The following is a 24,887-nucleotide window of genomic DNA, read 5'->3' on the forward strand; positions in this document are numbered from 1 at the left end:
CCCGCTACGACAAGCGCCGCTACGTCTACCTGGGCACCGCCACCGCCGCAGCCCTCACCATCTGGCTCCGCACATGATCGGCCGGACAAGTCCTAGCCGCCCGCACGGTAGCGGACCCCGAGCCTGGCACCGCCCCGTCACGCATCATCCTGCGCACCGCGGCCGAGTGCGCCCTGGGACTCCTGAGCCTGGGCTGTTACCCCAACGGCGACCAAGAGATCTCCTTCACCCTCATTGACGAGAAGCTCAGCAGCGAAGACATAGACTTCGAGGCTGTGGTGGAGCAGGTGGCCACCGCGAGGACCTGGCTGGACGCATTCGCTTTGTCTGTGACCAGCGGCATGGTCTGGGAACAGGATCTGGTCATCGGGCTGCTGCTGCGCGGCGACTATGCGCCTGACATCCGTAACGGTGTGCCGCACTCGAAGCTGGAATCGAAGTCGGACCCGGGCGAGCTGGCGGAGATGGACGCCTTGTGCGGCTACCTCACCCAGGCCGAAGGGCATCTGCCCCGGCACTGGCCGTCGGTAACGCTGTGCAAGCCGAATGCCGGCGAGCGCACCGATGCAAAGCGGCAGCTGGATACTCTCGATGCGCTGACGCCAGATCAGCGCCTCCTGCACGTGCTTTTGGAGGATGACCAGTTGGCCTTCGAACAAGCCCTGGAGCATCGTCTTGTCCAGCACCGGGAGAGCGCACCCTCCGATTCGGCGCCCCGCAGCCTCCTGCCGCACAAGACCATCGCCCTGGCCGCCCTGGCAGTCCAAGCACACGGCTGGGACTTGCGCGTCCAATCTGCCTACCTGCCGCAGGCCATGCTGAGCGCCCCCGAAGGCACGCCGTCGGCCAGTGACTGAACCTGTGCCCTCACCACTGTCTCGGGTGCTGCCTCAGCAGAGTCTTGACGCCCGACCGACTGGCTCGCCTCGTCTACGCGGTGTTCCCCGCCCGTTCTGCCCGATCCGGGACGGACGACAAGAGGTTGCGGAACACCAGGGCACCAGCAGGCCAATCCACAGATGTTCCGTAACCGTCCTGCCCGGAGCACCCGAGATGTGTGGAAGCCTCGTGATGCCAGGAGTTGACGTTCGTGTCACGGTGGGTCCCCAGTGGCCGACTCCTCCTGCACATTGACGGCGATGAGGCATGGCTCTGCTGGAGAGGGGAGCCAGCCAGAGGTCAAAACTCAAGGTCAGAATGTGTCGATCCAGTCGTGCGTGATGACGGTCCCGCTGTTGAGGCAGCGAAGACTCGTGCGCTGCGTGGTGCGCTTCTCGTCGGACCAGCGATAGTCGCCGTCCGAGCACCGGATGCCGAGGCGCCACCAGCCGCCGCGCGACACGTCGGTGCACACTCCGTAGGCGAACGTGGGGCTCGTCCTCGACGAGTCGCACCCGGTCGGTGTCGCCTGTGCAGATCGAAGTCCTTGGCCACCTGGCCAACCGACCGGTCACCGCGCCGACACAGCTCGACGATCTCGGCCTTGAACTCCGGCGTGAACGAACGGCGAGGCCGAGGCTTCTACTTCCCCATGCTCTCCATGATGGACATCCTCCCGGGGCAGAACCTCTGATCTCAGATGTCCGTCAAAGCGAATCAAGCCCAGAACAGGATCACGTGCGGATGAGGAGGAGCAGCCCACTCATACAGTCGAGCGGGCAAGGCTGCCGGGAGGAATCGGCGAGTTTGCAGCCTACGGTTCGATGAGTCCTGCGCGGATTGCGTAGCGGGTGAGTTCCAGGCGGTCGCGGAGTCCGAGTTTCTGGAGCAGATTCGCCCGGTGGCGTTCGACGGTCTTGGTGCTGATGACGAGGATGCTGCCGATCTCCTTCGACGTGTGGCCTTCGGCGACGAGTTTGAGGATCTCCTCCTCACGGTCGGTGATGGCCTTCGCCGGTAGCGGGCCGCCCTGGCGCGCGAGGTCGAGGTACTTGCGGATGAGGGTGGTTTCGGCACCGGGGTAGATGAACGGTTCGTCGCGTATGGCGGCGTGGCAGGCTTCGACCAGGTCGCGGTCCGCCACGGACTTCGTCACGTAGCCGCTCGCGCCGGCTTTGAGGGCTTCGAAGAAGTACTGCTCGTTGTCGTACATCGTCAGGATGAGGATCCGCAGGTCCGGCTGGAGGCGGGAGAGTTCGCGGGCGGCCTGCAGCCCGGTCATGCGGGGCATGGCGATGTCGAGGACCGCCAGATCCACCTCCTCGGCCCGGGCCCTGGCGATGGCTTCGGCGCCGTCACCCGCCTCGGCGACCACCGTGAGGTCCGGTTCACTGTCCAGGATGAGCCTGACACCCCGGCGTACGAGCGCGTGATCGTCGGCCAGCAGGATCCGTGTGGCGGACGGTTCGGTCATCAGACGGGTTCCTTAGCTGCAAAGACGTCCAGTCGCAGACCGGTACCGCCGCGCGGTCCAGCGGCAATCGACCTGCGGCGGGACCCATGTTCCCACCTCAGCCTGAAGCCACGACAGGACCGTGTCCATCCGTGGCGACACCCATATCCGGGTGATCCTGCGGAAGACCCAGGTGTCGGCGTAGTTGAAGGCTCACTCTGCAGCGCCGAGTACGGTCGAGTCAGCGACGAACGGGGCAACCACCGAAATGGCCATCGGAGTCAGGGGTGGGAGACCGGCGCCGGAACGGTCGACCTTGTCGTCCCCTAGCCATGCACGGATAGTTGCTCCCTGATCTGGCCGGTGGAGTCGTGCCAGCGGGCGAGCCCTGATCCCGGTTGCCACCATCTGTCTGCTCCGCTTCTCAACGATCAGCGCTTGCGGCTCGAGTTCACTACGCCCCGTGGACGTCCATGATGGGATCGATCGCGCGAAGGGCATCGGACCCGGCCTCACCGTCGTCGCCGAGGCCGACAACGGTACCGAGGCCGTCGTCCAGGCCGACACAGAGCAGGTCGACCTGGCCGTTGTGGACATCGCGATGCCTCGCCAGACCGGGCTGCAGGCCGCAATCCGCGTCGGCCTGATCGAGCCGTGGACCCGCCACTCACCGCACCGGAGAACGAGCCATGCTGGCCCTCGCCCTGCTCCTGGTCCTGTTCACCCTCGCGCTGACCTGCACCCTGCGGGTCACCCGCATCCGTGACATACCCACGTGGCGCCGATATCTGCCTGTCGCACTCCTGCTTGCCGCCGCCACCGCCAGCCTGCTGCGTGCTTTCGACGTCCCCGAAGTGGCCAACACGATCGCGTTCCCACTGAATCTCGCGGCCATCGCCTTGTCCCAGCGCGAGGTGGCCGCACAACGGACCCGCGAGAGTCGTCGCGCGATCGGCGATCGCGCCACCTGCACCGCCGGGCTTTGACGAGGGCAGCTTCGACTCCGGCACGACAGAGAGTTGCTCCGCCATGTCCCCAGGCGCGTCGTCCGGGGTACCGGTCGGCACGGCCGGATCCTGGGCGACGGCGAGGAGTCCAGGGTGGTTGCGAGCGCTGAACGACGGTATAGAACACGCTGGCGGACGGGCGTTGTGTTTTCGGGCTCAGGTGTCACCGCCTACCCGGGTGCTGTCCCGGTGTCGGCATGCGATCCAGCAGTTCCCTCACGGCACCAAAGCCGCGTGAAGATTGCCGGATTCCGGCAGTGAATGGCTGCGTAGATACGTGAGATCATCATCGTACCTTTCGGTCACCAGGCATGGCATGGGGTGGAACATGGGCTGGTTTCTCGGTCTTGGCATAGCCGGTCTGGTGCTTCTTGCGCTGTCTCTGGTCTTCGACGGTCTTCTGGAAGGGGTCTTCGACGGCCTGAGCGGCGGTCTGGATGGATTCCTGTCGCTGCCAGTGATCGCCGGGTTCCTGTCGATGCTCGGTTTCGCCGGCGCAATCACGCTGGGTACCACCGGTCTCGGAGCAGGAGCGGCCGCTGGGGTGGGTGTCCTGGCAGGGGCCGGTGCGGGGTGGCTGACGTGGAAGTTCAGCCGCGTTCTCATGCGTGACGCGGACTCGGACGCGCCGCGTGGTCAGGACCTTGTGGGCAGTTCGGGCATCGTTGTCACGGGGATTCCCGCAGGCGGCTACGGCGAGGTGTTGGTCCATCTCGGCGGGCAGCCTGCGAAGTTCGCTGCAAAGAGCTCCGCCCCGATCGCTCGTGGCACGGAAGTCTGGGTCGAATCGGCGCTCACTGCCACGTCCCTCGCGGTCCGCCCCGTCGAGCGCTGACCGGCACACCATCCGCACCGATTTGTTCAGTCTGTTTCCATACAAGGGGGATTCGCCATGAGCCCTGTACTCACCGCTGTGGTGGGCATCGTCGTTCTCGTCGTGCTGCTCGCACTCGTTGTCATCACCCGCTACAAGGTCGCAGGGCCGAGCGAGGCGTTCATCATCACCGGCCGACGTGGAAAGAAGGCCACCGACCCGGAGACCGGCCGGGTCTTCACGGACAACAGCGGCCAGAAGGTCGTGGTCGGCGGCGGCGTCTTCGTCGTTCCGTTCGTGCAGCAGAAGTTCACCCTGGACCTCTCCAGTCGGCACATCCCGGTCGCGGTGCGTGGCGCCGTCACCCTGCGCGGTGTGAAGGCGAACCTGGAGGGCGTCGCGATCGTCAAGGTCGGTGGGACCGAGGACTCCATCCGGGCCGCCGCCCAGCGGTTCTTGATGCAGCAGAACGGCATCGTCGGCTTCACCCAGGAAGTGCTCTCGGGTGCGCTGCGTTCCATCGTGGGGCGGATGTCGGTGGAGGACATCATCCGTGACCGGGCCGCGTTCGCCGGTCAGGTCGCGGAAGAGGCCGAGGCGAGCCTGTCCGGGCAGGGCCTGGTGCTCGATGCGTTCCAGATCCAGGACATCACCACCGAGGGCTCCTACCTGGAAGACCTCGGGCGACCGGAAGCCGCCCGGGCCAAGCAGGAGGCCGACATCGCCGAGGCAGTCGCCCGCCGCGCCTCGGAGCAGGCGCGTCTGAAGGCCGAGGAGGAAATCGCCATTGCCCAGCGGACGTTCGCGCTCAAGCAGGCCGAGATCAAGGCCGAGACGGACGAGGCCGCCGCCAGAGCCGCCGCCGCGGGACCGCTCGCCGAAGCCGACCGGCAGCAGCAGATCCTCACCGAGCAGGAGAAGGTCGCCGAGCGCCGCGCCGCCCTGACCGACCGCGAACTCGACACGAAGGTCCGCAAGCCCGCCGACGCCGCCCGCTACCAGGCCGAGCAGGAAGCCGAGGCCCGCCGTATCGGCCTGGTCAAGGAAGCCGAGGCCGATGCCCAGCGTGCTCGCCTGACCGGTGAGGGCGAGAAGGCCCACCGCGCGGCGCTCGCCGACGCCGTACGCATCGAGGGCGAAGCAGAAGCCGCCGCCATCGCAGCCAGGGGATCCGCCGAGGCCGAGGCCATGCAGAAGAAGGCCGACGCTTTCGCCCAGTACGGCGACGCCGCCGTGCTGCAGATGCTCGTCGAGGTCCTGCCGCAGGTCGTCGCCAAGGCCGCCGAACCGCTGAGCGCGATCGACAAGATGACCGTCATCTCCACCGACGGAGCGGCCAAGCTGCCCCGAGCGGTCGCGGACAACGTCGCCCAAGGCATAGAACTCCTGGGCTCCACCACGGGCGTTGACCTCGCCGAGCTGCTCCGGGGCATGACCCAGAAGAAGGCACCCAGCAAGACAGGAGACAACGGACAGATCGAGATCACGGACTAGCCCGGAGTGCGGTGGGGGAGGCCATGAGGACCAGCTTCAAGGTGCACGCAGGCCTGGCACTGGCTTTGCGTGTGCCTGAGCTCCTGCCGGCCGCCCTCACCTACTAGCCGTGCGAGCCACTGCTGAACACAGGCGTCGGGGCGGATATCGGCTTCGCGCTGCTGTTCCCCCTCTTCGTCGCCGCCGTCATCAGGGGAATCGCGCTGGACTTCAGAGGCAGCGGGTGCCAAGTCGTTGCAGTGGCTCGCTCTGCGCTGCCTGCCCCGTACCGTGCAGACCGCGCTGGTCTCCATCTTTGTGGCGCCTCACCCGGCCTGCGCGCCGGAGTCCCTCACATCAACGGTCGGACGGACGATGACGACGGGGCACGTGGCGTGCAGTGCGCACTGCTGGCTCACGGAGCCGAGCAGCGTACGGCGGAATCCGCCCAGACCCCGGCTTCCCACGACCAGCGCCTCGGCACCCTCCGACTCGCCCAGCAGCACCTCGACGGGGTTTCCCCGCACCAGACGCTTGCGCACCTGGGCGGCGCCCGACTCGCCGAGAACCTTGTGCACCTCGTCGACGAGGCTCTGCTCGGCGGCCTCCTCGTCGAAATCGGTGTCCACCGCGGGAGCGGACCACCCGTGCGCTCCTGGGAGGTCCCAGGCCGCCACCGCCACCACGTCGGCACCGATCAGGCTCGCATGACGGACAGCCCAGCGAAGCGCGGCGTGCGAAGAAGGTGAGCCGTCGAGACCCACCACGACGTGCAATGCGGACTCCTGCCTCTTCATGGCGTTCACCCTTCCGATGTCATCTGCATCCACGCCGTGCGAAACCGTCTCGCCGAACTCACCGGATCGACGGTCGATCAGCCACCGGGCCGGAATTCGGCCCCCTTGCGATGCGGAACTGCTCGAACTCGACGGGCAGGCTCCCTGAGTCATCGAGCCGAGGGCTGTCCGCTTCTCGCGGACCGAGATTGCGCGGTGCGCGGTTCGAACCGCTTCCCGCGTTTGATGAGTTGCCTTCGACTCAGCTCCATACCACCACCACTCGTCGGCAAGCAGCAGGGCCGATCGGTCCAGACCGAGGGCCGACCAGCCCCGTAGGGCTCAGGGCTTCATTCGCGGTGCAGCAGGACCTTGAGGGCCTGGTGTCGGTGCCCCGAGAGAAGACGTCGTAGGCATTCTCCGTCTGGTGGAGGCCCAAGGTGAGCGTGACGAGCCGGGAGATGTGCAGGCGTCCGGATGCCACCAGCGGGTGCTTGGGACCGACGCTCGTCCCTGTGCCATGTGCTGGAGCCCGGTCGCCACCTGTCTCGCCAACTGCCCTGGCCCGCGAGGGCCTTACGACGGACGGCGGCGCCGATCGTGGTAGGCGGCCACCGCGGTCGGAAGGGTCGGGAAAATCAGGTCCGGGCCTACGGACTCGGTGAGCCCGTAGGCGCTCAGGTCGTCGAGCAGATCCTGTTTGACTCGTGCCAGCGCGAAAACGATCCCGCGCTCCGCCAGTTCGCGGCGCAGGGAATCGACGGCGTCCAGCGCGGTGATGTCCACCTCCACATTGGCCTCGGTGTTGAGGACGAACCAGTTCACGGGACCTTCCTGCTCCGCCACGGCGGCCAGAGCCCGGCGCCGGAAGTCTTCGGCGTTGGCGAAGAACAGCGGGGAGTCGTAGCGGTAGACGAGCAGCCCGGGAATGGTCCGGGCCTGCGGATAGTCGTCGACGTCATGCATGCCGGCCATGCCGGGCACCAAGCCCTGGACGGCGTCGTGCGGGCGGGCCACGCGACTCAACAGTTCCGCAACCGAAAGACCGACCGCCACGAGCACCCCGTACAGAATATCCAGGGCGAGGACCCCGACCAGGCAGCCGAGCCCCAGCAGGAGTTCCCGGCGCCGGAAGGCGGCCAACTTCCGGAAGCCCGGCACGTCGATCATCCGGACGGCAGCGTAGACGACAAGGGCGCCGAGCACGACCACCGGAATGCGGGCCAACAGCGGACTGAGGAAGAGCAGTACGGCCAGCACGGCCACGCCGGCGGTGAGCGAGTACACCTGGCTGCGACCGCCCGCCGATGCGGCGAGCGCCGTACGGCTGGCGCTGCTGCTCACCGGGAAGCCGTGCACTGTGCCCGCGCCGAGATTCGCCGCGCCCAGGGCCAGCAGCTCCTGGTCGGAGTCGAGCCGCCCGTCGTCGCGGGCAGCGAAGGCGCGTGCCGTGAGGATCACATCGGTGTAGCCGACGAGCAGGAGGCCCAGCGCCGGCAGCAGCAGGCGGGGCAGTTCGTCGAGGTCCGGCAGCGCGGGACGCGGCAGACCAGCGGGGACCTCACCGATCACAGCGACCCCGTGCTCGTCGAGACCGAACGCAGCCACCATGGCGGTGCCGAGCACGACCACCAGCAGGGGACCCGGAACGGCCGGCAGGAAGCGCGGAGTGGTGAAGAGAAGGACCAGGGCCGCACCGGCGAAGGCCACCGTGGCCGGCTGGGCATCGGGCAGATGCCGCACGAAGGAGAACAACTGCGGGAAGAAGCCGGAGCCCGTCGTCGATACGCCGGTGAGCTTGGGCAGCTGGTCCATGATCATGATCAGGGCCACGCCCGCCATGTAGCCGACCAGGACCGGCCGCGAGAGGAGATCGGCGACGAAGCCGAGCCTCGCCGCCCACGCCACCAGACACAGCAGCCCGACCGCGATCGCGAGTGTGGCCGCGAGTGCGGCATAACGCCCAGGGTCCCCAGCAGCCAGCGGTCCCACCACGGTGGCGGTCATCAGAGCCGTCGTCGACTCGGGACCTACCGACAACAGCCGGGACGAGCCGAGCACCGCGTACAGCACCAGGGCGGGCAGGATCGCCCACAGCCCTGCGACCGGCGGCAGTCCCGCCACGCCGGCATACGCCATGACCTGCGGCACGAGATACGCCGCGACGGTCACTCCCGCCAACAGGTCGCCCCGCAGCCAGGAACGCCGGTAACCGGCGAGTACGGCGATCCCTGGTGCGCCGGGCACCAGGCGCCACCACGACGAGTCGTCCACTCGCGCGGGACGGGACATGGATCTCCTTTCGACGCCCCTTCAGGATCTGTCCGAGGCTCGTTGGCCAGCGCCGAGGCGTGACCGCAACGTTGCCCCAGAGTCGGCCCGAGCCTCAATGGGCCGCGCGCACGGCGGGCTGTTCTTGGTGAGTCCGTTCGGCAGCGGACAGGCCCTGCTGGGTCGGCGGCCTTGGCGGGCACCAAGAGGATGGCGATCGAGGGGCGTCCTGAACCGGTGCCGAAGCCAGGCTGCTTGCCCCGAACCCCTTCAGTAGGTGCTTTTGAACTCGTAGCGCTGGCTGACTCCAGTTGACAAGATCAACCCATGAGTCAGCACTCGGTGGCCTTGGACAAGATCTCGTTTGATGACTGGCAAGCCATTCACTCATGGGCCTGTCTCCCAGAGGCTTGTCGTTTCCAGCCTTGGGGACCAAACACTGAGGACCAGACACGCGATTTCGTGAAGGCCGCAGTCGAAGCTTGGTCGAGCACACCCCAGCAGAGGTTCGCCCATGTAGCGCGCTTCGGGGACGACGTTGTCGGTGTGGGCGAGCTGCATGTCCGCAGTCACACGCAGCGCCAGGGCGAGATCTCCTACATTGTGCATCCTCGGGTATGGGGGCAAGGCATCGGCACAGGAATCGGGCGCCGGCTTCTCTCACGCGGCTTCGGCCAGTTGGGGCTTCATCGAATCTTCGCCACCTGTGACCCGCGGAATCTCAGCTCCGCCCGAGTGCTGGCCAAGCTCGGCATGACGTGCGAGGGGCACCTTCGACACACGGCATGGATACGGGACGGCTGGCGGGACTCCCTGACGTTCAGCATTCTCGAAGAGGAATGGCGTGCTGAAGACGGCGGAGTGATGCCGACGTAGAGACGGTCGGTTCACGAAGTGGAGCCGCGTTTCGTGGTCCAGTTGGTGCGGGGGCTTTTGCGGGTGATACGTCCTGATCAGTGATCAAGAAGGTGGCCACGCCAGCCTTGACTGTCCTGCCGACCCCGTCCATACGTGCTGACACCCATTCCGATCCGGCCGCACTGCCCGCATCCACCCCTTCCTCGAGGTTTGCCGGCCCCGGGCTGCACGATCCTGCTCACGGAATTGCTTCTCGTTGCTCCGCTCGTGCCAGGCGCCGGCCGACGGCAGGAAGGCGACGTTGAGTGGGGGTAGCGGCTGCCAGGCGGGGCGGCTATGTGACGGGAAGCGTCGGCAGATCAGTCAAGCGGCGGGGCGGATGCGATTGCCCAAGAGGTATGTCCAGCCGCACTTCGGTGCCGCCTGTCGGGCGCGAGCCGACGTGGAGGTCGGCGCCTATGAGCAGCGCACGCTCACGCATGCCGCGGATACCAGCGCCCTCCAACACCTGCCTCAGGCCCCCGCCATTGTCCGTGACCAGTAGTTCGACCCGTCCTTCGCCTCGGCTTTGGAGGGACAACTCCGCTCTGCTGGCTCCCGAATGGCGCGCGGCGTTGGTCAGTCCCTCCTGAGCAACCCGGTAAATGACGAGTTCGGCTTCAGCATCCAACGCAGGCAGTCCCGATTCGAAGAGGTGGCCCACTGTCAGTTCAGTCGTGGTGAACTCGGCAGCCAGGGCTCGCAGGGCGCTCTGCAGGCCGAGGTCCTCCAAGACTCCGGGACGGAGCCGTCGGGCGATTCGCCGAACTTCGTCCAGGCTGCTCCGGGTTGTCTCCTGAACCTGAAGGAGGTCGCCCTTCAGTGAGTCCGAGGCCTGGCCGGCAGCGTGTTTGAGCTGGAGAAGGACGGCGGTGAGGGTTTGACCGACCTCGTCGTGGAGCTCACGGGCGATGCGCCGGCGCTCGGCTTCTTGTGCGGACAGTACGCGTGCGCTGCTGATGGCACGTTCGCTTTCCAGCCGGTCGAGCATGGTGTTGTAGGTAGCGATCAAGTCTGCCATCTCGTTGTCACCACCAACTGATGGTCGCAGTCCGGGGCGTAGAAGATCGGCCGTCGACATTGCGCTGGTCAGCCGCTTGAGCGGGGCGAGTCCAACACGCAGGGTCACGACGTTGGCAATCAGCATGATGACCAGGCCCGTGATCACCACGACGGCCTCGCCGAGCAGCGTGGGGGTGGAGACGGATACAGGGCCGAGCAGCAGCAGCGCTGCTACCACCAAGACCGAGGCGTTGGGCAGGAAGATCCGCCAGAACAGTGACACCGCGTGTCTCCCCTCGGAGTGTTTCACTCCACTATCTCGTTACGGTTCGGGCCTCTTGCAGTCGGACGCCGACTCACTCGGCTCCAGGTTGGCCCGTAGTTGCGCTGATGCGAGAGCGAGCCAGGGTGGCGATGTCTCGCTCTCGACGCAGGCCGCCGACCAGCTCGGCGTCCGTGCGGGCGGGCAACCTGATGTGATCATGTTCGTCGTCACTGCAGGGCCGCGACAACGTCGGTCAGCTGAGCATCACGTTCCACCGAACCGCTGAACGTCGGGTGTCCCAACCGGGCCCTCTGGACATAGCGCTTGTCCGGGAGACGCCACGCCCGTCGAACATTGTGGCGGCGACATCCGACACCGGCCTCACGTTAAAACCCCCGAGCCGCCTGGATCGGTTCATGGGTTGCGACGCGCTCTCGCTTGACCAGACAGCTTCACCGTCACCGGGTGTCCTGGTAGCTCGCTGAACGGAGACGGTCTCGGAGCGCGGGGGTGGTCGTGGGCGAGGTGCTGACCTTCGAGGCACGGGTTTCCGGCCTGCCACGCCCCGGCACCACTGCCGCGCACAGGATCACCCGCCCAGGTGCCGTTCCAGGATTGTTCTGCTGCCGCCCAAGGGAGGAAGCGGGCCAATGACCGGCGCGTAACGCGACCAGGGGCATCAGAGCCGGATAGCGTCGGAAATGATCAGATCCGTTCCTATCCAGAGGTTCGTGATGCATCGTCTTGCCCTGGGGCTCACCCTGATCGTCACCCTCACCTCCGGTTCGTACCTGGGCAGCCAGGCTGTCTCGGCCGCGAGTGAACCGTCGGGCAGCACCGGCGGTCGCGGTACGAACATCCTGGTCGTCGGGGTCGACAGCCGCAGCGGTCTGTCGGCAGCCGAGAAGCGGCGGCTTCATGTGGGAGGCGAAGGATGCGACTGCACGGACGTGATGATGCTGGTTCACCTGTCCGAGGACCAGCGGCGCGCCAGTATCGTCTCCATCCCGCGTGACTCGTACGTCGAGTACGCCGCTTCCGGTGACGCCCTCGGCCCTGCCCGCCGCGGCAAGATCAATGGTGCCTACAAGATCGGCCGGGGTCGGCTGACCGTACGCACCGTCGAAAAGGCAACTGGCCTCCGCATCGACCACTACCTCGAAACCGGGTTCGCCGGCTTCGAGCAAGCCGTCGACAACCTCGGCGGGGCGACCGTGTGCACCGACAAGCCGCTCAAGGACGAGAACTCAGGTCTCGACATCTCCGCCGGCACCCACCGCACCGACGGAAACGAGAGCCTGCGCTACGTCCGGGCCCGCCACATCAACCGGGCGGGGGACCTCGGCCGTGTCCGACGCCAGCAGCGCATGGTGTCCGACATGCTTGCGCGGCTCAGCAGCGAAGGGGCCCTCGCCGACCCGGTCAACACGCTACGTACGGTGCAGGAGTTGCTGAAGTCCGTTCGCACCGACGACCGGACCGGACTGGACGACCTCGTGCGCATCGGCTGGGCGCTGGGCAGGCTGTCGGCGGACCGGACCGAGTTCAGTACTGTCCCGATCGCCGACTTCGATCACCGCGTACCGGGCGTGGGCTCCACACTGATCTGGCATGAAGCCCGCTCCCGCGCGCTGTGGGAAGCTCTGCGCGCAGACCGCCCGATCACCGGCGATCCGCGGATCCAGCCCGTCCCGGAAACACCCGCCCTTACCAATCCTGCCGCTGTCCACGTGCGCGTGGACGATGCCACCGTGGCCGAGGGTCTGCGGCGCAACGGCTTCGTTGTGACGGACACCTCGGCTTCGGCCCCGCCTGTCCGTCCCGCCGGCCCCCCGGTCATCAGTTACCCCGTCGGCCGGGAAGCGGACGCGTCCACCCTTGCTGCCGCACTGCCGGGCTCGCGCCTGCGAGTCGTGGGGGATCGCAACGCCGCGTTCGACGTCGCCGTAGGTTCGCAACCCGTCGTGATCAAGACCGTCACCTACGACCGCAATGTCGCCGAAGGCGCGCCTGTCACGGCGGAAAGCCTGCGCTGCACCGGAACATCACCTGCACAGCCCGTCGCGCGTCCCTGATCAGCAGCGCGACGTGCTGCGCGGGGGCGAGCTCAGGTCGGGCGCCAGATCGCCGGCCGACTGCTTGATCTCCTGTGCCGGCTGCTGCGGCACCGCGTGTTCTTCGCGGCGGGATCGGTCGGCGACCGTGCAGGCGGGTGCCCGGACGGAGTGGGACCACTTCGGCCCTTTGCGCGAGGCGCAGTTGCCCGCGCTCGGGCCCTCCGGCCGGTCGGTGGGGGGCGAGGTGTCCCGTCGGTCGTCAGCGCATCACCTGCGTGAGGGGGGTCGGCGTCGGCGATGCTGACAGCGAAGTCCTCTGAGCAGTACGGCGCAGCCTCTGTGACCCGGACCGGACTGATGGCACGATAGCCGGACAGGCCGATCGGCGTTCGGTTTCCACCTCTCCTGGGGCACCTATGAACATCTGGCTCCCATTCAGGCTCTTCGCCGTAGGGACCGCGACTGGCCTGATGCTCACCGCGTGCAGCGTTTCCGGGGGGTCCCCGAATGCATCGGGGTCGTCATCCGCCGCACCGGAGACGTCCGCGCCGTCGCAGTCACGCACAACGCCCCGGCCCGAGGCATCGTCGGCGGCCACCCCAGGGGCCACGCAAGCCCCGACCACGCCTACGGCCCGTGACACACCACCGCTCGGTTCCCGCAGCCTCCAGCCGGTGTGGCCGTTCGCCACGCTCGCCCAGGCCCAGGCGTGGGAACGTACCTACCGGTCCGGCGGCCACCAGCCCTGGCATCTCGACCCCGATCAGACCGCGCTGTCCTTCACTCGTGACTATCTGGGCTTCAAGGAGATCGACCGCGTCTCCTCGCGCAGGGTCAGCGGTCGACACGCCCGCATCGGAGTCGCACCGACGGGTCCTGAGGGCGGCACCGCAGCGGTGATTCACCTGGTGCGGTTCGGCACAGGCCCGGACGCCCCGTGGGAGGTCGTGGGCACCGACGACACGACGTTCTCGTTGACCAAGCCCGGGTACGGGTCGATCGTGCGGTCCCCGCTGGTGACCGGCGGGCGGATCTCCGGAGTGGATGAGAGCATCCGCGTCCAGGTGCGCCAGCCGTCGTCCGCGGCGCCGTTGGGCACCTCCCCGTGCTGTACGTCCGCGGGCGGCGACGACCAGCCCTGGAACGTGACGGTGGCCTTCTCCGGGGCACGCGACCCCGTGCTCACGGTTGTCGCATCCACGGGCGGGCACGTCGCCGAAGTCGAACGCTTCACCGTCACGGCGGTACGCACCCGCTGACCGCCTGACGAGTCCGCCGACGCTTGGGACAACCACACCGGGGCTGTCGTAGGGATCGGGTATCCCGGCGACACGGTGGTCCATGTCCTCGGCCGGGGAAGGTTGCACGGATCGTTCACAGCGCTGAGGTGGGCGTTGGTGGTGCGCGCGCCCGGATCGGTCATGCCTCTTCGGTGATCGGTCACGCGATCGGCCACTGAGGACAGCAGACCTCACCGCCGGCGAGGCTTGACGAGCGCCGCATCCGTGCCCGCCGGTCCGCTGGCCCCGCTCTGCTCCACAGGCCTGGAGCCCCGACGACTTCGCTGGGCACCGCGACGGCAGGAGGTTCAGTGAAGGAGTCCTCCACATGATCAGGGACCAGGCACGGGAGCGGAGCCCCAGCGGCAAACCCGACATGCTCTACAGCCTCACCACCACGCTTCAAAGAACAGAAGGCGTGCCGCCGCAACTGCGGAGTTCCTCACACAGTTGCAGCGGCTGGCTCACTGACCTGTGTGCGGACGGATTCGGCGCCGCTTGCGCATGCGCTCTCTGCGTTGCTCGGCCGTGGCCGCTGTCCAGGTGTGCCGGCCTGCCTCCGGAACCCACTGCAGGACATGTCCAGGCGCGTCGATGCCGCACCACCGGCAGCCACCAGGCGCCGGCACGCGTTGAAGGCGTCCGGAGCGGTTCGAGCTCACCGATGTCCGGGTGTACGACGGCACGTACGCCGCCGAGCGGGTCGACCGCTACCTGTTGACCGGTCGAGCCCAGAGGACGGCGCCCCGCAGACCGCCGGCCCGGCCAGTGAACCGTCGCCGACAGCCAACGTCCGGGACTGAACGGACAGTTGCCCCGGCCACGGGCCACCGGCACCGGCCCTAACCCGCCCCCCTCGACCTCCTGCTGCGCCTGGTGCCGTGGCACACACCCCGAAGCTGACCCTGACCGCGCTTTGGCCAGGCAGTTGTCCGCCACCGAGTCGTCACTGGGTCAGGGACGGGGCAGGTGGTGGTGGGGGAGTTGAGTGAGGATGAGGCGCGCATCGGCGCGGACGTTGCACTCGCTGACGATCCGGCGGTGCTGGTGAAGCTGCCCGGTCCTGGTCTCCAGGCGCAGGGTGACGGTGACTTCGCCGATGCCCAGGCGGGGGCCGTCCTGTTCGGTGTAGAGGCGGTAGAGGGTGTTGGGCCAGTGGCCGGGGTCGGGGTCCTGCCACAGGGAGAGAGTTCCGTCATGGAAGCGGCAGGGCAGACCGCCGTGCGGCTCCTGCAGCAGGGAGTGACTCAGGGGCAGGCTGCCGAGCAGCGGGACGAGCCTGGTATGCAGTTGTTCGTTCTCGACGAGACGGTGGCGCTGCCACATCCGGCCCGCGGGAACCGTCATCCGCACGGCCGCAAGAAGATACGGGTGCCCGCCCGGAGCGGTGACCGGCTCGTCGCCGCGCCACCTCGGCCAGCCCGCACCGCCCACCTCGGCCGGTAACGGGCCTGCCGGGCCCTGATCTTGGCGGCCCATCGCCTGCTCGCTGTCCATCGGTAGATTATGGCCCGCATCCGGCCTCGTTGTTCGAGAGCGTGGCACCAAGCCGTCTGCTCAGCGGCAGCTTGGGTTTGCCGGACCGCCTGCCGTGTGACCCGGTGCTGCGAGTCCGCGCCGTGAGCGACGTCGACTCGTAGAAGGCTCGTGCCGGTGGCTTGGCTCCCTGCGATCGTCGCTACGGCACCCGACTCAGTGAGTGCTCCAGAACTCTCCTGGGTACGGCTACTCATGCGTCGCGCAATGGTGACGCCTACTGTCACATGCATGTTCAAGAGCCTTGTATCGAGAGCCCGGGCCTCACGGCGGTCCGTCCTGTATGCCGTCACAGGGCTCGTGACGGTGGCGCTGCTAGTCGTTGCCGTAGTGGTGGGGAACGTCATGTGGAACGGCGCGCCGTATCCTTCGGTCGATCCCGACGCGGTCGCGCAACGGCTCAAGGCCCGGTCCGACGAGGTGTACGACGGCTTCGCGCTGCCCGAAAAGTACACTGCGGACTCGGGCAGGGTCGATACCGGCGCCTGCTACTACCGCGGGCTGAGGAGCATCGCCCACATTGACGAGGCACGAAGCGACGTCAGCAGCTTCGGTCTCGATTGGAGCGTGCCCGACGTCCCCGAAGCCACCGCCCGAGTCGCGCAGCGGCGCGTGCGCCGGCAACTGGTGCAGAAGGGTTGGAAACTCACCCACGAAGGCGACCGTGCAGGCGCAGCCTTCCGCCAACTGGGCTTCCGATTCGAAAACCCGGAAGGCGGCGACCAGGTCGACGTGCGGTGGAACAACTCGACCACGACTCTGTTCATCAGCGTCTACGCCCCTTGTGGGCAGGTTCCCGACGAGTTCGTGGAGTACGACTGGTCTGAGGCGGACTGGCACCCGAAAGAGCGACCCGCTGGGTTCTGAAGGGCCCCTCCCGCTTCTGAAGGACGGGAAGCGACTCGTCACTCGGCTGGATTCGTTGGCCAAGCGGCTGACTTCATGGTGACCGGCTCCGCCGGGGCAGGTTTCCGAGCGATCCGCAGATCACTCGGTGGCCGCGCCGAATCTGAGCGACCCGAGCACGCCGATCCTCATCGCGTCTCTTTCGTGGAAAGCCTGAGCTTCGTCCCGGGGAGGAAACGAGGCTCCTGCGGAGCAGGACAGGGAAGGTTGGGTCGTCCCCTGAGCGGAACGACGTCGTCAATGGCGGCCGTAGGTTGATCACATGCACCTGAGGTAGTCCTTCCGTATCGAGCCGACGTCAGGTCAGTGCATGGCGCGGGCACGGACGTTCGGCTGCGCGAGGGTGGTCTTCAACGATGCGCTGACCGCCCGGAAGACGGCCTATGCGGCGGATGGGTCGAGGATCGGGGCGGGTGTTCTGGCCCGCACCGAAGCGAAGAGGACCGAAGCCCGCGCCTGGCTGGCCCAGGGCCTGCCGTTTGGATCATCTGGTAGTGGGACAAGGCTGCTGACTGGAGAGACGATCGCGGTGCCGATTGTGGTGTACGCGGTGGCGCGGAGGACTTCCGCAGGGGCTCACTGGATCAGTTCGAAGTGGGGATGGTCCGGGGAGGCGGGGCAGACGTGCAGTTGGAGGTTGTGGCCTCCGACGATGTCGATCAAGGTGAAGTTGCCGTCCTGGGCACCCAGGGGAGGCGGGGCCGGGGTCGTCCGTTCCTCCTCGGCGATCCAGGTCCCGCTGCCGCCGTCCCATTCCCAGGAGGCGATGGTGAGGAGCGGGACCGCCTCGGTGCCGCACTCGGGGCAGGAGCGGTCGACGGGGTCGGTGGGGTCCCAGCGGGTCCAGCCACCGGTCTTCCAGCCAGGGGCGGTGCAGAGATTGTTCAGGTAGAGCTCGCCCGGGTCGTCCGCGTACGAGCTGTACAGCGCGGGATCGATCGTCTCCCAGCGGCTCATGTCGTCCAGCTGGTCCCGCAGTTCCTCGCTCAGCTCCAAGGGGTTGGGGAAATCGGTGACCTGTTCCGGTGAGAACAGGCACGGCTCGGGGAGGTAGTAGCCGAGCTGGACTATCGGCGGCTCGGGCGGTGCGCCGAGGACATCGGTGACCGTGGCGGAGGAGCGCCAGAAGAGTGCGGTCTTGGGGTGTGCCATCGAGTGGTCGAAGGGGCACCACAGGACCTGGAGGAGATCCGCGTCGGGCGGACACGGGAAGGGGACGTCGCGGGCGTAGAGCTGGGCGACAGGGAGGAGGGGGATCGGGCCGTCGAACCACGGGCGGCCCACCTTGATCCGCTCCCAGGTCTCCAGTTCCTCGGGGGTCCACTCGGGTGCCTCCGGGTCGAGACGCAGCCGCTCGGCCGCCGCGGCCCGGTCGCGGCGCAGGAGCCGGATGTCGTCCGGCGAGTGGACCGCTGGCGACGCACGGCTGTCGTGCGGCTCATCGCAGTACGGCCACGGCTCGTCGGCAGGCCACAAGAGCGGCCCGCCGACGGAGCTGTCATGCACGGTCGGCGACCCCGGCCGCGGGTGCAGCCGGGTCGCCGCCCGCGCCAGCGGGGCCAGTTGAGGGAAGAGCGCGGTCACGTCGAACGGTCGCGGTGGGGTGGTAAAGATGGCATTCATACGGTGATGCTGCCAGCAGCATCTGACAATGGGTGTACCGATCTTTGTCAGCCGACACCCACGCAGCTGTCCTGAGTCAGCAGGCGGACCAGAGGAAGATGCCGGCGATATGGAGTCCGGCCAGGTAGATGGTCGCGGTCTTCTCGTAGCGCGTGGCGATGCCGCGCCACTGCTTCAGGCGGTTGATGCACCGTTCGACGGTGTTGCGCTGTTTGTAGGTCTCGCGGTCGAACGCCGGCGGTCTCCCGCCCCGGCTGCCCCACCGCAGCCGATGGCCACGTTGATCTGCCGGCACGGGGACCACCGCACGGATGCCGCGCTTGCTCAGGTGGTCGCGGATCGCGAGGGAGGAATGCGCCTTGTCGGCCATGGCCCCACGCCAGGGACGATGAGGGGCTCCGCCGCAGGGGAAGCTTGAACCGGCCCGGGCTGCGATCGGGCTCAGTAACCGGACGGCGCGATCATGCCCTTGTAATGCGTGAGATCGCCCGCTGAGCGTCCGTACCCGATGGAGATGAAGATGTCCGGGGTGCGGCCGCTGAAGTTCGCCGTCTTGGTCGTCCAGACGCCGTTGCATTCGCTGAAGTCCCTGACGCCGTGCTCCCCGGCGACTCTCGACCGGGCGCAGACGCCGTCGGTGCGGGAGTCGAGGAGCTGGAACTTCACCGTCTGCCAGTAGGCGCCGTCGATGATGTTCTTTCCCCAGGTGACGGTGCAGTTCCGGATCTTCGCATGGATGATCCCGCTGGTGTCCTTGCTCTCCAGCGTGCCGCAGCTGACGGTCTGCGTACGATCACCGTCGTCGGCGGCCGCGGCGGTCGGCAGCAGCAAGACCCCACTGATTCCGACGGTCAGCGTCAGGGCGGAGGCCGCCAGGGACCTCATGGACTTCTTCTGCGGATGTGCTGACATTGCCTTCCCCCTCAAATCTCAGAAACCGGACGGCGGCGTGACATTGGTGCTGATCTTGCCGTATGTGGAATTGGAACCATAGGCGATCCTGATGAAGATGTTCGAGGTCCGGCCGCTGAAGTTCGCGGTCTTCGTCGTCCAGACGCCGTTGCACTCGCTGGAGGCAGCGCTTGCCCCGGTGTCGGACGGAATGACGAGTGCCTTGGCGCAGACGCCGTCGGTTCTGGAGTCGAGGAGCTGGAACTTCACCGTCTGCCAGTAGGAGCCGTCGAAGATGTTCTTTCCCCAGGTGACGGTGCAGTTCTGCAGCCTGGCATGGGTCACTCCGGCGGAGTCGTTGACCCACAGGGATGCGCAGCTGACGGTCTGTGTACGGTCGCCGGTGTCGGCGACGGCCGCTGTCGGCGCGACCACGGCTCCGGCCAGCGTAGAGGCCAGCGTCAGGGCCGAGACGGTGGCGGCTCTCACCCAAGATTTCCGTGGCAGACGTGCGGACATGTATTCCCCCCACATGAATTGGTACCTGCACGAAGGACCGCTGGAGCAGCGGTTTGGAGCAAGGACAGGATCTGGCCGGCATGGCGCAGCCGGCGGCACCGCGCAGGCGTGACCGGGCGGTCTCCCGTGCCGCCGAGGGGAGCCTGTGCGTGAAGCGAACGCCAGTGTGCTCCAGACCCAGGCGGTCAACAAGCAATGATGTAGCCGACATTGAGGCGACGTCCGACGGGTCGGCGGCGAAAGCATCCATGCCGAAGCGGTTACCCGGACGCCGTCGCAGCGTGCGCTCCTTCCCGCTCCGGGCGTGCGTGATCGTCGCCTCTCTCCCAGCTCATCGATCGGATCGCCGAGTCCTTCAGCACGTTCTCGGGTCCAGGTGAACGCCGCGGGAGGCGTGGTGTGACGCGAGGCGTTCCCCCCGCGAAGCCGTCGTTCGAACTGGCGCTCGCAGACAACTGCTTGGCGCTCCGCGACAACGACAAGCGCGCTTCGGGCAGGCGACACTCTCCTCGCCGCCGGAAGGTACAGACCACCACTCTGCTTCCGGCCGCACGACCTGAGCCATCGGACGACGAGGAGACTGTTATGAGACGAGTGGTTCTCGCTGTGCTTGCGGCTGTCGTGAGCATGTTCCTGCTCGCCGGCACGGCCAACGCCGTCCCTGGCAATTCCGGTGTGTACGGCACCACGTTCGTCGACGGCGGGGGAGTCCTGACCGACGACTTCGGCGACCACTACTCCGAACTCGGCAATTCGCTGTGCAACGGCTGCGCCGACTCGCGGAACACGGATCTGGTCGTGATGTGGCAGTCGATCCTCGTCGCGGAGGGGCTGCTTCCGGCGTCCGGGATCGACGGTTCGTTCGGGCCCAACACGGCTGCGGCCACGGTCAAGTGGCAGCGGCTGTACGGCATAGACGACGACGGCTGGGTCGGGAACGAAACGTGGACCAAGGCCGACGACCGGCTCCGCTGGCTGCACTACAACGACTCGTACGAGGTCTACTACGACGGCAAGGGCAACGGAGGGGTGTACTTCCTGAGGGGGGACGAGACGTACCAGGACGACGGTGCGTACCTCCTCACCGTCGCCCAGCAGCCGGACCTGGGGTACAACTTCTTCCACGGCGGTGACCGTATCCAGTACTACCAGCGGACCGTCCTGAGAGGCTAGAAGGCCTCGCCTCAGCCGAAGTTCGCGCCTGCGGGGAGGGCTTCCCGGCAGGCGGGGCCGACGGCGGCAAGGCAACTGGGTCAGGCCCCCGCGAGCTTTCCCAGGTGAACCTGGCGGACCAGTTCGTGTCCTGGGCACGGCGGGTGTCCTGCTGCCCCGACGGAAGGCCGCTGGCCATGCTGCGGTGTCCCGAACCGGACCGAGGTCCTTCAGGGGCCGCCTGACGAGCTCGAGTACGCACCCCCTGAACCGGGGCCGTTCGAACAAGTGGACACTACCCTGTGCCTGAGGGCCGCGTCGGGGGAGCGGCACCGGGCACAACCATGCGGCCCGTGCACTGTGTTGACGAGCCGTCACGAGGACTCGCAGGGGGGACCGACGATGACCGACCACCGTTCCCGGCCGCCGACCGGTGACTGCCTCGCCCACTGGCACGAACCTCTGGCCGGCGCGCTTTCGCCCTCGGAGGCCCGCGTCAGCCACACGGGCGACGGACAGACAACCGTGCGGGTGCGGGATCTCGGGGCCGTACGCGTGTCCGCCGTCGTCCCCTACCCGGACCGGACACGCCGACCGGCCGAATCCGTGCGGCACGTTCCCCCTGGCTGTCGTCAACTGCCGCCGGAGAACTGGGGCTTGGTCACGGTCTCACAGTCCGTCCCGAGCGGCGGTTCCAGGCATCACGACGTCATGCTGTGCGGCGCGTGGCGGCTCGGCGGCAACGCGGTCTGTCCAGGCGGCGGATCGGTCTCGACCGTACACGTCCAGTTCCCCCGGACGCTGATCCCCTGGCCGTCCGATCGGATCGACCGGATCACCACAGTGCCGTTACCCGCCCTGGAGGGCATGGGCGCGCTGCTCAGCCAGTACGTGACCTGCATCGTCCTGGACCCGTCCGACTACCGGCCGGCGGACGCGGTACGGCTGGGCAATGTGCTCGTCGACCTCATCACGGCCCTGCTTGCCCACCACATCGCCGCCGGGAACGCCATGCCCCAGGAAAGCGGTCGCAGTGCACTGCTCGTGCGGATTCACGCCCACATCGAGCGCTCGCTCGGTGACCCGGAGCTGTCCCCGGTGACGATCGCCGCGGCCCACCATCTCTCCGTCCGTTCGCTGCACCGGCTGTTCGCGGACCAGGGCACCACCGTCTCGGACTGGATTCGCGAACGCCGGCTGGAGCGCTGCCGACGCGAACTGACCGACCCTATGAGCCGGGACATGCCAATCCGGACGGTCGCGGCGAGATGGGGATACAGCAGCCCTGCCGGCTTCACCAGAGCCTTCCGCACGGCGTACGGTCTGACGCCCCAGGAGTACCGCGGACAGGGCGCGCCCTCGGCCCGGACCGGCCGGAAGGCCGAGGAGCGTGGCCCCTCGCTCTGACCTGCCGTGACCGGTCACGGGGCTTGCCCAGCCCCCGGGGAGGCTTGCCCGATCGGTCACGGACGCTTGCCCAGCACATGGGCAAGCCTTTCACCTGCTCTTTCAGGGAGCTGGGCAAGCCTTCGAGCAAGCCCGTCCGAGGAGGCACGAGATCCGAAAGGAGACGTGCCGTGCTCGAAGTACCCCGCCCCCACCGCCGGTGGAATCTCTGACCGCCTGGATGCGGAGTGGGTAGTGCTGTGCGCCGACACTGCCGTCCACGCTGCGATGACCGACTCGCAGGTGAACGATCACCTGGCCGACGCCGTCGCGGCGCTCGTTGCCTCGTGGCTCTCCTCCGAGCTGAGCACCATCACGTTCTCGCCAGGTGGGAAGCCGTGGCGCCCCTGGAACGACTGCGTCTGCTCCGGGAAGTCAGTATCCGACTGCTGGCACCAAGCACGGACCAGCGCCAGCTGGAACTCCGCGCGCCGGAAGCGGAGATCGTGGAACTGCCGGAGGACGTGCAGCCGGCCCGCCGTGGAACCCGAGCTGGAACAGGAACGCCGGGCCCGAGGCCGAGCGCGTGCGGCAGGAGCAGGAAGTCGAGCAGATGCGGCAGTAATACGAGGCCGAGGCACTACGGCAGTCCCGCGAACGGGCGCACGAGACCGTCCGTCGATCCCCAGGCCCCGGCCCTGAGGCGCCCGCGCACAGCACCCGTGCCGCGCCGACCGACCTTCTCGACGTCCTGCCCGGCGTCCGGATCGATGATCCGCGTCCTTTTCCCTCGAAGGGCCGCCTGACCAGGCCGATGATCACCGACCGTTCGGCCTCGATGATCCGCCGCTTGCGGGCCCTGGGCTCCCAGATCCTCCAGGCCCTCCAGACCCGCCTGGTTGAAGCGGTGCAGCCGGCGACGGACAGTCTTCTCGCCGCACGCGACCAGCACTAGTTGCTGCGCCTGGCCAGGCTGAGGACGAGGACGAGCACAGCTACAGCCATCACGGTCACATGCAGCCATGCAGGGGCAGCCGAGGCATCCGCAGCGGCTGTCATGGGCGAGGTCATCGTGGGCTCCTGTTCGTTTCGTGGTCTGGGGCGGGGGCTCCGTCCCACGGGGTGCGGCCTGTGCCGTACGGGTGGGGCGGCGGTGATGCTGCTTCTGATGGACTGCCTTGCGGTAGTGGGTGAGAGGGTTTCGGGAGCATGCCCGCGTGCACCCCGGGGAGCTGGAATGACGCGCCGTCACGACACGCCGTTCGCCCCGAGGGATGCTGTCAGCGTCGGCGGGCCCGGCCGGATCGCCAAGCGGTTCCGATCCCCGCGACATGCAGGGCCAGGAGTGCCAGGCCGAGCAGCATCACGTTGCCTGAGGAGAAGACCTCGTCGGTCGTGATCTCGGCGGCGTCGATCAGGAAGGCGATGAAGAAGAACACTGCCGCAGCTATAGCAAGCATGGCCCAGCTCCTTTCGGGGGCGTGTGACTCGTCTGCCCCCTTTCTCCACTGCCAGGCCTCGAAGGCCTTCCGGGCTGCTGCGCAAAGCCTTGGATCCGGATACGGGCGGCTTCACACGCAACCAGCAGCTCGACGAAATGGTCGTCACTGCTGCCCGAGCAGTTCGGCGGCCATTTCATCGAGGCGGTCACTGCTCTGAAGAACGGGCCGGGCTCTGGACCAGCAACAGCGGACCTGTCCCAAAGCCCTACGAGAACGTTGGGGCGGCGCGTTTGATGTAGGAGGTGACCGGGGTCGTTTCGACGCGTTCGACGCCGTTCAGGGAGCCGACTCGATCGGTGACGTAGGTGTAGAGGGCGTCTGCGTCCCGGCAGATGGCGATGGCGAGCAGGTTGTGCGTGCCGGTCGTCGCGCCGACAAAGGCCGCTTCGGGGTCCGCGGCCAGGATCTGGGCGATGGTGGCGAGCTGGGAGGGGGCGATGGTCAGCCAGATCAGGCATTGCACGGAGAAACCGAAGAGTTCCGGGTCGGTCTCGACGTCGAACTGAAGCAAGCCGGAACGGCGCAGTTCTTCCAGACGGCGACGGATGGCGGATTCCGACCAGCCGGTCTGCTTGGCGAGGGCCGGGTAGGCGGCGCGGCCGTCCAACGCGAGGGCGGGCAGCAAACGGCGGTCGAGGTCGGTGAGCCGGATCGGGGCGGCGTCGGCGGGACCTGGTGAGCGCAGCGCACAGATCTCTTCGGCTGTGAGTGCCGAGGTGCGGGCGAGCCAGCGGCTGTCCATCAGGTCGCGCAGCAGCCAGTGCGCGTCCACTTTGAGGATCTGCGGATGGCGGGCCAGGGCCTCCAGCGGAGCCGGGCCTTGGTCGGCGGTACGGAAGATGCACACGATCTCGGTGCCGGCGGACGCGAGTGTCACCCAGGCGGTGTCGGCCCGCCGGGCCAGCGCGTGGGCGATGGCGGCGGCGCCGCCGGGCAGGACACGGAGGCGGATCAACCATTCCGCATGGCCGGTACGGCGCCTGTCGGTCACGGCCGCGACCCGGGCCGCGCCCGCGGCGCGCAGCCGCTCGTAACGACGGGCCACCGTGCGGTCACGGACGTTGAGGACATCGGCGATTCTGCTGAACGGGGCGCGTCCGTCGAGCTGGAGTGCGTGCAGCAGTCTCAGGTCCAGCGAGTCCAGGGTGACCGTATCCACCTCGTCAGGATACTTTCGTGTCGCAGACCGGCGCCGTGG

General features: G+C 67.6%; 24 protein-coding genes and 2 pseudogenes. 14 read left to right on the plus strand and 12 right to left on the minus strand.

All coding sequences use genetic code 11. From position 1 onward, the window contains the following. Positions 1–149 precede the first annotated feature (149 nt). Positions 150–857 carry an immunity 49 family protein gene (locus ABZ208_RS30580; RefSeq protein ID WP_356912756.1) on the plus strand — a complete coding sequence of 236 codons (708 nt, stop codon included), beginning with the start codon at positions 150–152 and terminating at the stop codon, positions 855–857. A 335-nt stretch (positions 858–1,192) separates the two neighbouring features. Here ABZ208_RS30580 and ABZ208_RS30585 read toward each other — a convergent pair whose 3' ends face one another. Further along, entirely contained in the window at positions 1,193–1,354 is a 162-nt protein-coding gene (locus ABZ208_RS30585) for a hypothetical protein (RefSeq protein ID WP_356912697.1), read from the minus strand. A 339-nt stretch (positions 1,355–1,693) separates the two neighbouring features. Continuing rightward, positions 1,694–2,353, minus strand: coding sequence for a response regulator transcription factor (locus ABZ208_RS30590; RefSeq protein WP_356912698.1), 660 nt, complete (start codon positions 2,351–2,353; stop codon positions 1,694–1,696). 484 nt (positions 2,354–2,837) lie between these two features. Between ABZ208_RS30590 and ABZ208_RS30595 the strand changes: the two are divergent. The 4 genes and pseudogenes from ABZ208_RS30595 to ABZ208_RS30610 form a co-directional block, all read left to right on the plus strand. After that, positions 2,838–2,963: pseudogene (locus tag ABZ208_RS30595) on the plus strand (response regulator); the annotation flags it as partial. A gap of 58 nt (positions 2,964–3,021) precedes the next feature. Next, positions 3,022–3,318, plus strand: a complete 297-nt coding sequence (locus ABZ208_RS30600; protein WP_356912700.1) for a hypothetical protein — start codon at positions 3,022–3,024, stop codon at positions 3,316–3,318. A gap of 349 nt (positions 3,319–3,667) precedes the next feature. Then, on the plus strand, positions 3,668–4,174 hold the full coding sequence (locus ABZ208_RS30605) for a hypothetical protein (protein ID WP_356912701.1): 507 nt from the start codon (positions 3,668–3,670) through the stop codon (positions 4,172–4,174). Between the two features lie 57 nt (positions 4,175–4,231). Next, positions 4,232–5,647, plus strand: a complete 1,416-nt coding sequence (locus ABZ208_RS30610) for an SPFH domain-containing protein (RefSeq protein ID WP_356912702.1) — start codon at positions 4,232–4,234, stop codon at positions 5,645–5,647. Between the two features lie 305 nt (positions 5,648–5,952). Here ABZ208_RS30610 and ABZ208_RS30615 read toward each other — a convergent pair whose 3' ends face one another. Next, the gene (locus ABZ208_RS30615) at positions 5,953–6,423 is read right to left on the minus strand and encodes a universal stress protein (RefSeq protein ID WP_356912703.1); all 471 of its coding nucleotides are present in this window, start codon (positions 6,421–6,423) and stop codon (positions 5,953–5,955) included. 555 nt (positions 6,424–6,978) lie between these two features. Continuing rightward, positions 6,979–8,694: a sulfate permease gene (gene sulP, locus ABZ208_RS30620; RefSeq protein WP_356912704.1), complete on the minus strand. Its 1,716-nt coding sequence runs from the start codon at positions 8,692–8,694 to the stop codon at positions 6,979–6,981. Between the two features lie 306 nt (positions 8,695–9,000). Between sulP and ABZ208_RS30625 the strand changes: the two genes are divergently transcribed. After that, a complete protein-coding gene (locus ABZ208_RS30625; RefSeq protein ID WP_356912705.1) occupies positions 9,001–9,549 on the plus strand; it encodes a GNAT family protein in 549 nt (182 codons plus the stop codon). Positions 9,550–9,865: 316 nt separating this feature from the next. Here ABZ208_RS30625 and ABZ208_RS30630 read toward each other — a convergent pair whose 3' ends face one another. Then, the gene (locus ABZ208_RS30630) at positions 9,866–10,855 is read right to left on the minus strand and encodes a HAMP domain-containing sensor histidine kinase (protein ID WP_356912706.1); all 990 of its coding nucleotides are present in this window, start codon (positions 10,853–10,855) and stop codon (positions 9,866–9,868) included. Positions 10,856–11,571: 716 nt separating this feature from the next. On the opposite strand from ABZ208_RS30630, the gene ABZ208_RS30635 reads away from it, so the two are divergent. The 3 genes from ABZ208_RS30635 to ABZ208_RS30645 all read left to right on the plus strand — a co-directional run bounded on the left by ABZ208_RS30635 (position 11,572) and on the right by ABZ208_RS30645 (position 14,153). Further along, complete coding sequence (locus ABZ208_RS30635) at positions 11,572–12,912, plus strand: LCP family protein (protein WP_356912757.1); 1,341 nt, start codon at positions 11,572–11,574, stop codon at positions 12,910–12,912. Positions 12,913–13,375: 463 nt separating this feature from the next. Further along, positions 13,376–13,534 (plus strand): hypothetical protein, encoded by a 159-nt coding sequence (locus tag ABZ208_RS30640; protein WP_356912707.1) that lies wholly within the window; start codon positions 13,376–13,378, stop codon positions 13,532–13,534. Positions 13,535–13,568: 34 nt separating this feature from the next. Further along, the gene (locus ABZ208_RS30645) at positions 13,569–14,153 is read left to right on the plus strand and encodes a hypothetical protein (protein ID WP_356912708.1); all 585 of its coding nucleotides are present in this window, start codon (positions 13,569–13,571) and stop codon (positions 14,151–14,153) included. Positions 14,154–15,128: 975 nt separating this feature from the next. On the opposite strand, the gene ABZ208_RS30650 is transcribed toward ABZ208_RS30645, so the two are convergent. Then, positions 15,129–15,671, minus strand: a complete 543-nt coding sequence (locus tag ABZ208_RS30650) for a hypothetical protein (protein ID WP_356912709.1) — start codon at positions 15,669–15,671, stop codon at positions 15,129–15,131. Between the two features lie 270 nt (positions 15,672–15,941). On the opposite strand from ABZ208_RS30650, the gene ABZ208_RS30655 reads away from it, so the two are divergent. Both ABZ208_RS30655 and ABZ208_RS30660 read left to right on the plus strand, forming a co-directional pair. Then, positions 15,942–16,577: a hypothetical protein gene (locus ABZ208_RS30655; RefSeq protein ID WP_356912710.1), complete on the plus strand. Its 636-nt coding sequence runs from the start codon at positions 15,942–15,944 to the stop codon at positions 16,575–16,577. Between the two features lie 325 nt (positions 16,578–16,902). Continuing rightward, a pseudogene (locus ABZ208_RS30660) lies at positions 16,903–17,001 on the plus strand (helix-turn-helix domain-containing protein); the annotation flags it as partial. Positions 17,002–17,192: 191 nt separating this feature from the next. Here the strand turns inward: ABZ208_RS30660 and ABZ208_RS30665 are convergent. The 4 genes from ABZ208_RS30665 to ABZ208_RS30680 all read right to left on the minus strand — a co-directional run bounded on the left by ABZ208_RS30665 (position 17,193) and on the right by ABZ208_RS30680 (position 19,619). Further along, entirely contained in the window at positions 17,193–18,239 is a 1,047-nt protein-coding gene (locus ABZ208_RS30665; protein ID WP_356912711.1) for a hypothetical protein, read from the minus strand. A gap of 76 nt (positions 18,240–18,315) precedes the next feature. Continuing rightward, the gene (locus ABZ208_RS30670) at positions 18,316–18,684 is read right to left on the minus strand and encodes a transposase (protein WP_356912758.1); all 369 of its coding nucleotides are present in this window, start codon (positions 18,682–18,684) and stop codon (positions 18,316–18,318) included. Further along, positions 18,681–19,151 carry a hypothetical protein gene (locus ABZ208_RS30675; RefSeq protein WP_356912712.1) on the minus strand — a complete coding sequence of 157 codons (471 nt, stop codon included), beginning with the start codon at positions 19,149–19,151 and terminating at the stop codon, positions 18,681–18,683. The genes ABZ208_RS30670 and ABZ208_RS30675 overlap by 4 nt, the downstream gene beginning before the upstream one ends. Positions 19,152–19,169: 18 nt before the next feature. Further along, positions 19,170–19,619 (minus strand): hypothetical protein, encoded by a 450-nt coding sequence (locus ABZ208_RS30680; RefSeq protein ID WP_356912713.1) that lies wholly within the window; start codon positions 19,617–19,619, stop codon positions 19,170–19,172. A 615-nt stretch (positions 19,620–20,234) separates the two neighbouring features. Between ABZ208_RS30680 and ABZ208_RS30685 the strand changes: the two genes are divergently transcribed. From ABZ208_RS30685 to ABZ208_RS30695, 3 genes are all read left to right on the plus strand, one after another. Next, the gene (locus ABZ208_RS30685) at positions 20,235–20,822 is read left to right on the plus strand and encodes a peptidoglycan-binding domain-containing protein (protein WP_356912714.1); all 588 of its coding nucleotides are present in this window, start codon (positions 20,235–20,237) and stop codon (positions 20,820–20,822) included. Positions 20,823–21,203: 381 nt separating this feature from the next. Next, positions 21,204–22,208, plus strand: coding sequence for a helix-turn-helix domain-containing protein (locus ABZ208_RS30690; RefSeq protein WP_356912715.1), 1,005 nt, complete (start codon positions 21,204–21,206; stop codon positions 22,206–22,208). A 793-nt stretch (positions 22,209–23,001) separates the two neighbouring features. Continuing rightward, entirely contained in the window at positions 23,002–23,142 is a 141-nt protein-coding gene (locus tag ABZ208_RS30695; protein WP_356912716.1) for a hypothetical protein, read from the plus strand. A gap of 325 nt (positions 23,143–23,467) precedes the next feature. Here ABZ208_RS30695 and ABZ208_RS30700 read toward each other — a convergent pair whose 3' ends face one another. Both ABZ208_RS30700 and ABZ208_RS30705 read right to left on the minus strand, forming a co-directional pair. After that, complete coding sequence (locus ABZ208_RS30700; RefSeq protein ID WP_356912717.1) at positions 23,468–23,647, minus strand: hypothetical protein; 180 nt, start codon at positions 23,645–23,647, stop codon at positions 23,468–23,470. A 247-nt stretch (positions 23,648–23,894) separates the two neighbouring features. Then, positions 23,895–24,848 carry an AsnC family transcriptional regulator gene (locus tag ABZ208_RS30705; protein WP_356912718.1) on the minus strand — a complete coding sequence of 318 codons (954 nt, stop codon included), beginning with the start codon at positions 24,846–24,848 and terminating at the stop codon, positions 23,895–23,897. Positions 24,849–24,887 lie beyond the last annotated feature (39 nt).

It is taken from the genome of Streptomyces sp. NPDC006208 (assembly GCF_040613775.1).
GTDB lineage: Bacteria > Actinomycetota > Actinomycetes > Streptomycetales > Streptomycetaceae > Streptomyces.